Raw genomic sequence first — 12721 nt, 5'->3', positions numbered from 1 at the left:
CTTCATTTCTCCGCCCCCCTTTTGTTCTTCTCTTTCTGCGTGGCGATATTGGTCACATTGCTCAGTGCCGAGAGATCTTTCTCTAGCTCATCAATCTGAGAAATGAGCATCAACTCCCTGGCTAGGCTGTCGTGATAGAGGTCTTTAAACAGCTTTTCTGCTCCATTGTTGGGCTTGGCGCTATTTTCTTTTTTTTGTTTGGCTGCGGCTGCCTTGGTACTCTCTCGGAGTGGTTTAAAACAATCCCGATCTTTTCTAATGGAGCCTTTGCCCCGCCCAGCCTCCAAAGCCACATTGTTAATGGTGATCTTGCTGCCTGGTGGCAAAATATTTGGCTTATTTTCAATCAGCCGCTGAAGGGCTTCTTCGTACTGACGAATGACATCTGAAATCATGAGTTCAGGTCATCCTTAGTGGTCTGATTACGCAGTGCCTGGTGATTTGAAACGGATAGTGGGGGTAAGTCATTATCAATCCTGAATGGAGTTTTTTTGCGGCGTGCTGCTTTGGCCAAGTTGTCGCAACTAATTTTTATGCCAGATGAGATAGTTTGACTGCTAAGCAGTCGCTGAAGAGCGGCTTGATAAAGTTTGATGGCTTCTGCGGTCATGCGATCACCTGTGAGATTTTGTCTTTGAAGAGTTGCAATATGCTGAGTTTGGTCTGCTCGGTGTTGTAAGCAAACGTTCCTTGTGGAATGCTCTCGATAACTTTGACTTGAATTAAGATCGCTTGATCAAGTTTCTTTTCTTTAATGCAGGCCTTGCTGCAGTTAAGGCAAGCCACATAATTATGGTGGGCTCGCTCAAAGCATTCTCCTACTTTTAGGCAACCACCCAGAATTGTTTCTTTGTAAGAAATCAAGCCTTGTTTCATGTTTTTCAGTGTTTCAGCGAAATTGGTAGCGATGGTGCCAAGGAATGAATCTTTGATGTTGCGCTCATAAAAAGTTCCTGCGGCTCCATGAAGTGTTGCCTCTTCCATGATTACATCTTTTAAGAATAGGCTGGCCTCTGCTGGGACTGCTTGCTCCTTAAAGTATTTTGCAGTTTCAGGGTTGAGGTCTTCGAAAAGATATTTGGCTGTAGCAAATCCTTTGGTGTAATAAACTGACATTTGAAGCAAGGTATGCTGCAGCATCCGTTTTAAGGAGGGGAGCGAAACCAGGCCACTTTGTGCAGCATATACCGCCATTGAGCGTCTAAACTGGTGAGTGGTTAATCGCCAATTTTCACCAGGTTGGAACTCAGCCTGAGACTGCCAGTCTCTGAGAGGATCCAGCATCACCAGTTCATTGAAATCCTCGGAATTGATAATCGTGGCAGGGAAGGTATCTTCCCACTTAAAAGGAGGAAGGTTAGCTTGGGTTAGCTTTGTTGACTTGGATTTTTTGTTATAGTAGTTAGAAATTGGCAAATAGCCGACCGACAGGAAAAGAAATTCTTGGGTGTTGACGTGCTTTGGTATGTGCTTTTTTATGAGTTGTGTGATTCTCATAGCTGATTCATATGGGTAGAGAATATCTGCAGAGGTTATCCATTTAGCTGGGCGAGGCAGCTTTGTTAGTTTTATTGTTAGACCATGGACTATGTACGTGTCCTTTGAGATTTTCTCAATGCAATTTTCTTTCAATAGGTACGCTTCTCGTTCACGCATTGCTGTAAATGTATGTATGAGCATTTTAGCCGCGTAGTAACAACGGTTAAGATAATTTCCGACGTTTGCTAGTTGATTGAAGTTGTATTTTTCGCTTAATTTGGTGAGGCCGCACTCATCAATGGCTTGGCTAAAAGGCACGTTAGGCAATGCTGGGTTTTTGGATATTTGTTTCATCCTGCCGTAGTAAGGGTTGGCTGCAACCCTTTGGTTAAGTTCTTCAATGTTTTCAGCAGTCGAGTTGTATTCCTCTAAAATCTCCTTGTAGTTTGAAATTTTCTCGAACAGGATACGGCCTGGGATAACTGGATGTTGCTCTGACTCGTCATTGGACTCTCGGATAAGTTGGTCTATCAGTTTAAGGGCGAGAGGGGAGACCGGGTAAATGACATGCTCAACGCATTTGTTGAGCATGGTTTGGAGGATGCGGAGGTTAATTAGTGATTCAACTTCTCGAATATAGTCCCCGAACTCAATTGGGCTCTCAAAGATCTCTGCTATAGTCAATCCTTTCTCTGAGGCGAATGCGTGGACTTTACGAAGAGCTCCAAGGTTTGACATAACCGAGTCGTGGCTAGGGTAAGAGCCTGTTCTCTTGGAAGGACGAAAAATTTGTGTGCAGATGATTTTTTTTGCCTGAGCTAGACTTGCAAGCTCTATCTTGTTTTTTGTACTGAATTTGGAGAAACAAATAGCAGACGCCTTGAGGTGATGATTGCTTAGCTGAGGTGTAGTCCACTTATTGTGAGCAAAAATTGAAATTATGTGGCCATCTTTGTCGCGACTGATGACCGTGTCGTCATTAATTTCAGATACATCCATGTTTAGGTAAGCATCGTTGCCATTGTTGGCGTGTTTACGAGCGTTAGTCGATTTCATTTGATCGCTCCAATGCGTACCAGATTGTCAAGAAGTGCTGCCCAGTAGTCGGTTAGGATTTCGTTGGTAAATACCTCTTTTTCAATCTGATCTATCGAGTCGCTAGTCTCTGCGGAGGTGGCTCTCAGCTTTCCAATGATGTAGTTGATTTTTCGCATGGTCGCTCCATTCAATTTTTCGAATTCTTCAGCTGAAACGGACTGACTTCGAATTTGCTCAAGAAAATATCGCAGGCTGAGCAGTTTTCGGATGTCATTATTTGTGGCATGGGCGACAAAGTGTTCGCAAAACAGGCATGTGATAAAGTTGCTGCACGACGGTTCAGTCACTGGAGAGTCGATTTCAACTAACGGGATTGCGCTCCCAGGTTCAATGCAATGCCCGGATGGAATGCTTTTTTGTGTTCGTCTTTTCCGATTGTTCTTGTATGCTCGTGTGAAGAGATTATAAAAGGCACTAACTTCTTTTATGGCCACATCATCAGCGGCGGTTGAATACGCCTTTGCAATTGTGCCAACACTGCTCTGCATGATTTGGTTAGCAGCCACAACACCGAATTCTTTCAATAGGTAGTTGTATTTGTATAGCCGAAGTTTGCGATAGCTTAAATAAGGGGAGTTTTCGTCCAGCATTTCGCGGATGGTGTCCCCTAGTTTTCTAAGAGCGCTAGGTTGCAACGGTCGCCACTGCTTTTCAAATGAAATCGGGATTTGCATGAACAGAGATTTGCTTGGCTTATCCCTTGTGAGGAATGCTCTTAACTTCAAGAAAATCTCAAAATCTTTGACAAAGCGGGTTGTGATAGTGAAGCTCTGCACTTTTCTTCCCGCTCGCCATTTCACCGTCCGGAAGCCCTGCACGCTCGGGGCGATTTCGTACTCACCTGTTAACCATTCCAAGTCTCTGATCTGCTGTTCGTTCATCCCGGTGTTGGCTGCAAACATTAATAGAAAGCTATCATGCGCCCACTTGCCTAGGCGCTGTCTGTAAGCAGTTAGCACATACGGTTCTTTGTTCTCATTCTCTATTGTTTCTAAGGCTCGGCAATAACGCTTAATGCGAAATCTTTCCGTTTGCGGTATTAAAGTGCCTGTCTTGTAGTCCCAAAGCGCTGTGATGAACTCAGGTGGCTGTGCCCTCCGCGTGTGGCATAGCCATTGGATAGGGAGTACCCAAAGGTTTTCGTTCATTAAATTAACTTTAAATGGGTATTTCCATCCGTTTAGCAGGGCCTCCGTAAATCCCTTGAAGATTTCAGTGCACAGTCCTAGTCCATGAGCGACTTCGTCCTCTGGAGGTACAGGTGTTGGTGTGTAATCGCGACTAACAGGCACCCTCGGGAGGGCTTGCTTGAAGTTAGTGGTTGCCTCTGGGAAAAACCAGTAAAGCACGGTAAAAGGGATGCTTTGTTTTAATATGGCGGTATGGTACGCGTATTTTCCGCCCATGTGTATTTCGTAAATGTAATTTGAAAATTTTGAATAGGCTTCGTAGTAGGTCTCAACGTTATCAAATAAATCTGGGTATCCATTTTCGTAACACCAGCAGAGAAACTTGTTGAGTTCTCGTGCACTTGAAAGGAAAGTAGACTGGCTGATTGCACCCGTTTTGACCGCCGTAACGGCGTTTCTTGCCCAGCCATCAAACGCTTTGCATCTGTTTTCGTCCAGGTCGAATCTCTGGCACTGATAGAATGCCGTGTTCGCTATACGATAGCGGTTACGAAAGCAATGTGAGCCTACATGGAACACAGCTTCGTCTTTAGTCGCGAAGGCAACTTTATGTATTCCTAGCTCATCAATTTTGGCATCGATTTCTGGCAGCGAGAGCTTGTCAATGTCCACGACAGTGATGCCGGAAACCTGACGCAGGTACGACTTGACCTTAACTGTATACATGGTTCTCGGATATTCTCTGCAAATGTTGCTCGAACATGCTTTGGGCTTGGAATGCCAAATTTTTATCTTCGAGATAATTTAGATACCTTTCCGTGGTGCTTCTTTCGGCATGCCCCATGCGCTGTTGGACTTTCCCTAGTGCTCGTGTGTAAGCCACAGAATCTGCTGGCAACCCTTTAAGCTTTTCCTCAAGGAGGTTCATACCGAAACATGCCCTCAGGTTGTGGAAGCGAAATTTGAATGGTGATTCAAGTTTGTTTAGAGCAGGCTGAAGCGTCTCGGAAATGAATTTTCGAACAGAGTTCCCTTCTTGGATCGGGTTGTCTTGTCCTCTTCTCATGTCGCTTTTCGCAATGTGAAACGGATTGCCACGAGATGTGAGGAATACATATTGAGCGCCATCTGTTGGTTGGCCCGCCTTAGAAACTCTTCTCTTATAGCGCTCAGAATTTATGTATGTATAAATGAGACGATTTAGCCATGATGGAATATAAATTTTCATTAGTTTGTTGTTTTTGTTATCAACGGGTGTGCGGTGTCCTATGCTGATGGCTACTTCTGTCCCTTTCACTAATTCGGGATTTATTATGTCAGTGATTCTTAAGGTGTATGTTGCTAGCGAGCGTGCTCCGCTAGTGAGTGCAACGAGGAAGCTAAGAATCATCTCTGTGTTCTTTGTTTCGAAAAGAATTTTGACGAGTGCGCGTTGTTGCTCTCCACTATATGGATATAGCTTGCCACCATCCACAATGTACTCACCTGTGTTGACCTCTTGTGATTGTTTTATGTGGAGGTCTGTGGTGATTACTTCTCTGTCGCTGCTAAATCCTTGTTTATTGGTGTAACGAACGTATTTTCTTAACTCAATCCAAAGATCTTGAGTGGGGTGGTAATCAAAACGGTTTTTCATCCATCGATAAAAATTCACTACGGCACTAATTCGGGAGTTGGCCGTGGAAATTGCAAGTAAGTTTCTGTTTATCCGTTCTTCAAGTTCGGCTCTGTAGTGATAAGTTGGCCGAATGGTTTTTCTGAGTGGGGTTGAGAGATAGTCTATTTGGTCGGCGGACAAAGTATTTATATAGTCGACTAAGCCCTTTGCATACGACCTCAGAGTCTGGTCAGAAGGAGGGTTGTACTCCGACGCTCTTGAAAGAATGTAGAGAGACCCATGGTGCCATATGGTGCCGTCTGGTTTCAGAATGACCGGGACGTTCCTAAGCTCGTACTTTCCCGAATCGCTTTTGAAAGGTCGGACAACGTACTTGCCTTGGATGATAGCCGCCGCTTCAGGCACTTCATCGTTGGCAGCTTTTTCTGCCTTGAATACGGATATGCGAGGAAGCACTACAAATCGATGCTTCCTGTATGGAGTCTGGCGTGGTTTTCGGTTGACTGCTGCAGGCATGTTTAGACGGGTAGAGTGGCTTCGGATAGGGGATTTAAAATTTTAGGCCGGTCACTGTCAAGCATCATTCAAAGTATGCTAATAGTATCCTCTAAGGCAGTTTTTTGAGTTATCCCCAATAATATTTGATTAATTGACAATTTGATTTTCTGTTCGCTTTGTTTCGTCTTGTTTAGCGTTTGTCTCCAAGCCCTTACGGCTCTAGGGGTTGAGATTTTTGACAGGTGGCTTGAAGGTGAGAAGGGTGAGATTGAATGTATATATATGCGGCAGATATCCGATATAAAGACATTTATTTGAGCGTGATGTTATCTAAGATAAAAAACTTGGTTCATGACCAACGGTTGCCAAACCGGCTGCTGGAGAGCGGCTCTGAAACGAAGCCATCGTCGGGACGGCGTGGCGTTGTGGGGGCGGCCCCAAGACGTGAATGTGTACTCTGACCTACCAGTGCATGGGCGACGCTCACTTGCGATCTAGGCCCTGTACGAAATCCCGAGAAACCCTGTCGGTGCCTCTCGAGCGTAGAGTTTTTGTGGAGTCACCCGGCATCGACTGAAAGGAACTCTGTGATGGCATGGGGTTACGAACAGTCGGACGAAGCCTGGGCAGTGGTCTCCGGTCTCTTCATTGAAACCCCTGGGCGCGGGCAGTCCAGGCTGAGCGAGCGACTAATGCTATATGGCGTGCTCTGGGTACTCTGCTCGGGCGCTGGCCGGCGAGATATGCCGGAGCGCTTCGGCCCATGATCAACGGTGTACCAAAGGTTTTGGGACTGGCGAAATTAGGGGACATTCGATCAGATGCTCAAACGCTTGCGCCTGTGATTGAGTGAGGAAGGCTTAATCGATCTGCAGACCTTGATGATCGACTCGACCGCAGTTCACGCAACCCGAGCGAGCCTCATCTGGAGCTCGGAAACAGGGGGTGACGAGCCTGCCGATCACGCTCTAGGCCGCAGTCGGAGTGGCATGTCAGCCAAATTCCATATGCTCTGGGACGCCAACGGGACACCGTAGCGCTTCTAGCTACGCGCAACCAGTGTTTGACGAACTCAGCATTCCATCGGGCCAACGTGGCCATCCAGGTAGACGGTGCAAGTGGTTGTTTGCCGATAAAGACTACGACGCCGAAGCCCAGCCTAAGCCCAAGCCAGGCTTAACCAGACTGTTGATGGGCCCAAGAATCGGCAGCGCAACATCATCGGGCGCATTTTGGGCTTGCTGAAAGAAAACCGTCGGATCGTGACACGCTTCAACAAGCTCGCTAAAAGCTATGCCGCCATGGTCTCGCTGGCTTGTTCGGCCAGTGATGACTATTCCGAGGTCTCGCACAGCTCAGGTTGTTATCTGACTCACACAGTCACTCCCTCGCACCCGCTGGGAAAAATGGACACTAGGCGAGAGTTCTTTAGACGAAGGCTTGGAACCACAGACGGGCTGACATTCGAGTAAGTGACCTGAGGGGCTTAGGAGCACGCACCAGCCGAATTGGATTTCTGGTGGTTTATGGAGGAGGGAGAACGCTGTCCTATAGCTGTGATGTTGGAGTACAAGCACAGCCTGCCGATGAAACCAAGGAGGTGGGCACTTGCGGTCTTGCTAGTGAGAATTCTTGGAGACAAGGTTGTCCATTTTTTTGAAGAACTCACAGGGATCAGTCAATCGGTGAAAACTCACGGGTGGTTCTGCACCTTCACGGTGTGCAGGGTGATGTCCACCACGTCGCCGTCGGCGCCGACCTGGGGCATCTCGATCCAGTCGCCGACCCGCAGCATGTCGTTGCTGGTCAACTGCACGCTGGCGACGAACGACAGCAGGGTGTCCTTGTAGACCAACAGGATCACCGCCGACATCGCACCCAGGCCCGACAGCAGCAACAGCGGCGAACGGTCGATCAACGTGGCGACGATGATGATGGCGCCAAACACGTAGAGCACCATCTTCGCCAGTTGCACATAGCCTTTGATCGAGCGGGTGCGGGCGTGCTCGGTGCGGGCGTAGATGTCCAGCAGGGCATCGAGCAGGGCGCTCAGGGCGAGCACCAGGAACAGGATGGTGAAGGCCAGCGCCACGTTGCCGAGGAAATGCTGGCTGGTGGCGCTGAGTTCCGGCACCAGTTTCAGGCCAAATTGCACTACCAGCGACGGTGTCATCTGCGCCAGGCGGTGGAACACCTTGTTCTGCAGCAGGTCGCCGAGCCAGAGCAGCGCCGATTGGCGGCTCAGTAGCTTGATCGCGTGAAGGGTGAGAAACCGGGCCACCCGCCCCAGCACCAGGGCGATGACCAGCAGCACTGCCAGGCCGAGCGCGGCGTGCAGCAGCGGTTGTTGATCGAGAGTGCCCCAGAGGTCGAGGGCGTTTTGCCAGAACTGTTGAATAGCCATGCGCTGGGGAAATTCTCCGTAACCTTTTAAAAGAAGGGCCAATTAGAACGAATGTGCCGGGCCCACGGCAAAAAGAAATTCGGCTCGGGCGCCGGAAAACGTTACCCTATGTGGCTGAATTTCCGCTCATGCCCGAGGTTACATCCGTGTTTTCCCAATTCGCCCTGCACGAACGCCTGCTCAAAGCCGTGGCCGCACTGAACTTTGTCGAGCCTACCCCTGTGCAGGCGGCCGCCATTCCCTTGGCGCTGCAAGGGCGCGACCTGCGGGTTACGGCGAAAACCGGTAGTGGCAAGACCGCCGCATTCGTCCTACCGCTGCTCAACCGTCTGGTCGACCTGAACCAGAAACGCGTCGAGATCCGCGCGCTGATCCTGCTGCCGACCCGCGAGCTGGCCCAGCAGACCCTGAAGGAAGTAGAACGTTTCTCTCAGTTCACCTTCGTCAAGGCCGGGATGATCACCGGTGGCGAAGACTTCAAGGAACAGGCCGCGATGCTGCGCAAGGTGCCTGACATCCTGATCGGCACCCCGGGCCGTCTGCTGGAGCAACTGAACGCCGGCAACCTGGACCTGAAACACGTGCAGGTGGTGATCCTCGACGAAGCTGACCGCATGCTGGACATGGGCTTCTCGGAAGACGTCGAGCGCCTGTGCGGCGAGTGCCCGAACCGTCAGCAGACCCTGCTGTTCTCCGCCACCACGGGTGGTGCCGGTCTGCGCGAAATGATCAGCAAGGTGCTGAAAAACCCTGAGCACCTGATGCTCAACAGCGTCAGCCAGCTCAACGAAGGCACCCGCCAGCAGATCATCACTGCTGATCACAATCAGCACAAAGAGCAGATCGCTCAGTGGTTGCTGGAAAACGAGACATACCAGAAGGCGATCATCTTCACCAACACCCGGGTCATGGCCGACCGCATCTACGGTCACCTCGTGGCCAAGGACATGAAGGCGTTCGTGCTGCACGGCGACAAGGACCAGAAAGACCGCAAGCTGGCCATCGAGCGCTTCAAGACCGGCGGCGCCAAGGTGCTGGTGGCGACTGACGTGGCTGCCCGTGGCCTGGACGTCGACGGCCTGGACCTGGTGATCAACTTCGACATGCCACGCAGCGGCGACGAGTACGTGCACCGTATTGGTCGTACCGGTCGTGCTGGCGCCGAAGGCCTGGCGGTGTCGCTGATCTGCCATGGCGACTGGAACCTGATGTCGAGCATCGAGCGCTACCTGAAGCAGACCTTCGAGCGTCGCACCATCAAGGAAGTGAAGGGCACCTACACCGGTCCGAAGAAGGTCAAGGCGTCGGGCAAAGCGGTGGGTGTGAAGAAGAAAAAGACCGACAAGAAGGGCGACAAGAAAGCCGTGGCCAAGCGCAAGCCGACGGCCAAGCCAAAGCCGAATGCACCGCTGACCAGCTCTGATGGCCTGGCGCCGCTGAAGAAGCGCAAGCCGGCTGCTGCGGCGGAGTAAGGCTCAAGGGCCTCATCGCCGGCAAGCCGGCTCCCACAGGCGACACAGACCCTGTGGGAGCCGGCTTGCCGGCGATGAGGCCCTCAAGTTTCCCGCAATCTCAAGTCTTCTTCTCAGCCTCCCGCAATTCCTGCAGCCGCTTGTCGATCAACTGACATTTGTCCGGCAAATCACTGGCCTCCGTGCCCAGCTTCATTCCCTGCAACTCCTCGTTGATTTCCTTGGCCTTCTGCGGGTTCTGCTCGGTCAGGCGGGTCACTTCCTTGGCCAGTTCCTCGCGTTTCTCCGTGGCTTCTTCCAGCGTGCACGCCCAGCTCGGCAGGGCGAACAGCAAGCTGGCGGTGGCGGTCAGCATCATCAGTGTCTTCATGGTCGGGCCTCATTATCCATGGCGGGTGATGTTCCCGGTTGAGGGGTTCGCCATCGGGAAAGTTCAGTCGAACCGTGGCGAACGCGGCCGGTCACAACCTTACATACCCCCACCGAGGCCGCACCCATGAGCACCGTGTATGACTGGGACCTGATCGAACGTCTGCTGCATGAAGTCCAGAACAGCGCCGGACATAACTTCACCCCGCGCCCCTATGCCGAACAGCACGCCGCGCAGCTTGCCGCCGAGGGCGATGCGGTGCCCGACCTCGACCACCTGAAGACCCGCGCCTGCGACTACGAACGGTTGCTGGTGGAGCGCGGTTACATCGTCAGCCGACCTGAAGAGGAGGGCGGCAACGGCGAGAACTTCATCCTCACCGAGCGCGGTTCACGGCTGCTGAGCCTGATCGACAGCAGCATTCCGGGCAACGATCACCCGCGTCAGGTGCTCGATGAACAGGCCGATGCGCTGGACGAAGCGACCTTCGACGAGGTGGCCTCGAAAGCCCAGATTGCCTGAGCGAGTCAGACATATCTGGTAATAGCTGACGACAACCATCAATAATTGGCGCCAATTCTTCGTTGCCAAGAGGTTGTCATGCCATTGCCAGAAGTGGGGTGCCGCACATGAGCGCATCCCGTCGCGATCCCGATGCCTTCGCCTTTCAGGTCATGCTGGGGCTGTGCCTGATCTGGGGCGTGCAACAGGTGATGGTCAAATGGGCCGCCGCTGATTTCGCCCCGGTAATGCAGGCGGCGACCCGTTCAGGGATCGCCGCATTGCTGGTGGGCCTGCTGATGTGCTGGCGTGGCGGCTGGGAGCACGTGGGCACCACCTGGCGCGCGGGACTGCTGGCGGGCGCGTTGTTCGGGATCGAGTTTCTGTTCATCGCCGAGGGTCTGTCGCTGACGTCGGCGGCGCACATGTCGGTGTTCCTCTATACCGCGCCGGTGTTCACCGCCCTCGGCCTGCACTTCATGCTGCCCAGCGAGCGTCTGCGGCCGCTGCAGTGGTTGGGCATCCTGCTGGCTTTTGGCGGGATTGCGCTGGCCTTCGCAGGCGGTATTTCCCTGGATGATCTCAACGGGCCGATGTTGCTCGGCGATGCCTTCGGTGTGCTGGCTGGCGCGGCCTGGGGTTCGACCACGGTGGTGGTGCGCTGCTCGCGGCTGTCGGAGGCGCCGGCTACCTTGACGCTGTTCTATCAATTGGCGGTGGGCTTTGTCGGCCTGCTGCTGATCGCCGCCTTCAGCGGCAAGCTGACCCATGTCAGCCTGACGCCCATCGCCATCGGCAGTGTGCTGTTCCAGGCGCTGGTGGTGTCGTTCTTCAGTTACCTGACCTGGTTCTGGCTGCTGCGCAAATACCTGGCGTCCAACCTTGCGGTGTTTTCCTTCATCACGCCGATCTTCGGCGTGACCTTCGGTGTGTTGCTGCTGAACGAACCGCTGAGCCTGAACTTCGTGATCGGTGCGCTGTGCGTGTTGCTCGGCATCGTCATGGTCAGCGCCGAGCAGTGGCTGCGCAGGCGTCTGCGTTCGTTGCTGGGGCAGCGCTAGGTTCCGATACGGGAAAAGCGTGGCCACAGGCGCCGCACAGCACAGGCCAATGCTAAAAGAAACCCGCGACGGTGTAGGCCTTCGCGGGTTTCTTTGTTCGTGAAGGAAGCATCTTGGTGACGGTTTATTCAGGTTTGAAACCGGACTTGCCGTTGGCGGCGCGCCATTCCTTGACGTGACGGACGATGGATTCAGGGGTGGACTGGTGGCCTTCCTCAGGCCAGAAGATAAGGTCGGATGCTTGTGGATGCTCTGTCAGGCGTTCGAATTCATCTGCCATTTTGTCCTGATGGCGGCCGAACTCTTCTCCTCTCAAACCTGAGCGGTTTTCAAAGAACTCGCCTACGAAATCGAGGAATTCGGCCTCTGTGTACTCTTCCAGATGCTTTTTGATCATCATTGCTCGCTCTTCCCGTAATGGAGTTCCAGGTGTTGTTTGGGCGTCATGACAACAATGTTGTCCAGGTTATATACCGCACCACCTTCTCCGATGGGGTGAACGTGATGAAGCTCGAACGACATTTTTCTGCTTTTGTGCTCTGACTGTATGGCCCTCGGAGCGAGCCCCTCTTTCATCCTGTCCAGGTTTGCCTTTGTGAACTGCTGCAAAAGCTCAGAATCATTCGCTACTGCGATCCAGAACGCCCTTCTCATATGACCAAAGGTAGCGAAGGTTCGCCCCCTCAATTGATCGGCAATTTGTGTCGGCACAGAGGCGCCGGCTTTGCTGCTGGCCGCATCCAGCCAGCGTCCAGATGTGAGTTGACCTCCCCCGCTGACGACCCCCGCATAATCCCGCGGGTTCTTGAACATGATGTAAACAGGCTCAAGCCCCGAGTCTGCCGGGAAGGTGATGAGGTAGTTGTTGAAATGGACGGCATCCTCCGCAGGTAAGGGGAGGAACTGCGGGTTGTGCTTGAGGCTGCTATCGCCGGGATCGAGCGGAGACGCCGGTTGTTGCGCCGCTGGGAGGCTGGTGGAGCTGTCTGCGGATGAAACGATAGGCGCCCGGCGTGTCGTTCTAACCGGCGACTAGATGATTCGGGCGGAGAAACGCCGCTATCGCATGGGGCGACAGCGGCGTTGGGTC

Annotated in this window: 11 protein-coding genes and 3 pseudogenes; 4 read left to right on the top strand and 10 right to left on the bottom strand. The window is 52.3% G+C overall.

The genetic code is table 11. The features are described from left to right. Positions 1 to 2: 2 nt before the first annotated feature. Genes DM374_RS30100 through DM374_RS30085 form a run of 5 tightly spaced genes read right to left on the bottom strand, consistent with a single transcriptional unit; the run spans position 3 to position 5841 of the window. Entirely contained in the window at positions 3 to 395 is a 393-nt protein-coding gene (locus DM374_RS30100) for a hypothetical protein (protein ID WP_110973194.1), read from the bottom strand. Then, the gene (locus DM374_RS33310) at positions 392 to 610 is read right to left on the bottom strand and encodes a hypothetical protein (RefSeq protein WP_157969769.1); all 219 of its coding nucleotides are present in this window, start codon (positions 608 to 610) and stop codon (positions 392 to 394) included. The genes DM374_RS30100 and DM374_RS33310 overlap by 4 nt, the downstream gene beginning before the upstream one ends. Further along, positions 607 to 2535, bottom strand: coding sequence for a site-specific integrase (locus tag DM374_RS30095; RefSeq protein ID WP_110973193.1), 1929 nt, complete (start codon positions 2533 to 2535; stop codon positions 607 to 609). The genes DM374_RS33310 and DM374_RS30095 overlap by 4 nt, the downstream gene beginning before the upstream one ends. Then, positions 2532 to 4433, bottom strand: coding sequence for an integrase (locus tag DM374_RS30090; protein ID WP_110973192.1), 1902 nt, complete (start codon positions 4431 to 4433; stop codon positions 2532 to 2534). Before DM374_RS30090 ends, DM374_RS30095 begins: the two co-directional genes overlap by 4 nt. Next, the gene (locus DM374_RS30085; RefSeq protein ID WP_110973191.1) at positions 4420 to 5841 is read right to left on the bottom strand and encodes a site-specific integrase; all 1422 of its coding nucleotides are present in this window, start codon (positions 5839 to 5841) and stop codon (positions 4420 to 4422) included. Before DM374_RS30085 ends, DM374_RS30090 begins: the two co-directional genes overlap by 14 nt. Before the next feature lie 572 nt (positions 5842 to 6413). Here DM374_RS30085 and DM374_RS30080 point away from each other — a divergent pair. After that, positions 6414 to 7145, top strand: a pseudogene (locus tag DM374_RS30080) (IS5 family transposase); the annotation flags it as partial. A gap of 380 nt (positions 7146 to 7525) precedes the next feature. Here DM374_RS30080 and DM374_RS30075 read toward each other — a convergent pair. After that, positions 7526 to 8227 (bottom strand): annotated as a pseudogene (locus DM374_RS30075) (mechanosensitive ion channel domain-containing protein); the annotation flags it as partial. Between the two features lie 146 nt (positions 8228 to 8373). On the opposite strand from DM374_RS30075, the gene DM374_RS30070 reads away from it, so the two are divergent. Then, a complete protein-coding gene (locus DM374_RS30070; RefSeq protein ID WP_110973211.1) occupies positions 8374 to 9699 on the top strand; it encodes a DEAD/DEAH box helicase in 1326 nt (441 codons plus the stop codon). Positions 9700 to 9799: 100 nt separating this feature from the next. Here the strand turns inward: DM374_RS30070 and DM374_RS30065 are convergent, their stop codons facing one another. After that, on the bottom strand, positions 9800 to 10069 hold the full coding sequence (locus tag DM374_RS30065; RefSeq protein ID WP_095153863.1) for a hypothetical protein: 270 nt from the start codon (positions 10067 to 10069) through the stop codon (positions 9800 to 9802). A gap of 126 nt (positions 10070 to 10195) precedes the next feature. Here DM374_RS30065 and DM374_RS30060 point away from each other — a divergent pair, with 126 nt between their 5' ends. Both DM374_RS30060 and DM374_RS30055 read left to right on the top strand, forming a co-directional pair. Then, on the top strand, positions 10196 to 10591 hold the full coding sequence (locus tag DM374_RS30060; RefSeq protein ID WP_110973190.1) for a transcriptional regulator: 396 nt from the start codon (positions 10196 to 10198) through the stop codon (positions 10589 to 10591). A 107-nt stretch (positions 10592 to 10698) separates the two neighbouring features. Beyond that, on the top strand, positions 10699 to 11631 hold the full coding sequence (locus tag DM374_RS30055; RefSeq protein ID WP_110973189.1) for a DMT family transporter: 933 nt from the start codon (positions 10699 to 10701) through the stop codon (positions 11629 to 11631). A 124-nt stretch (positions 11632 to 11755) separates the two neighbouring features. On the opposite strand, the gene DM374_RS30050 is transcribed toward DM374_RS30055, so the two are convergent. From DM374_RS30050 to DM374_RS34590, 3 genes and pseudogenes are all read right to left on the bottom strand, one after another. After that, a complete protein-coding gene (locus DM374_RS30050; RefSeq protein WP_110973188.1) occupies positions 11756 to 12031 on the bottom strand; it encodes a bacteriocin immunity protein in 276 nt (91 codons plus the stop codon). Continuing rightward, positions 12028 to 12444, bottom strand: coding sequence for an HNH endonuclease signature motif containing protein (locus tag DM374_RS30045; RefSeq protein WP_263854304.1), 417 nt, complete (start codon positions 12442 to 12444; stop codon positions 12028 to 12030). The genes DM374_RS30050 and DM374_RS30045 overlap by 4 nt, the downstream gene beginning before the upstream one ends. A 9-nt stretch (positions 12445 to 12453) precedes the next feature. After that, positions 12454 to 12633 (bottom strand): annotated as a pseudogene (locus tag DM374_RS34590) (S-type pyocin domain-containing protein); the annotation flags it as partial. Between the last annotated feature and the right edge of the window lie 88 nt (positions 12634 to 12721).

The organism is Pseudomonas huaxiensis, assembly GCF_003231275.1.
Taxonomy (GTDB): Bacteria; Pseudomonadota; Gammaproteobacteria; order Pseudomonadales; family Pseudomonadaceae; genus Aquipseudomonas; species Aquipseudomonas huaxiensis.
Note: the sequence above shows the minus strand (reverse complement) of the source record. Positions and strands in the feature narration are given on the sequence as shown.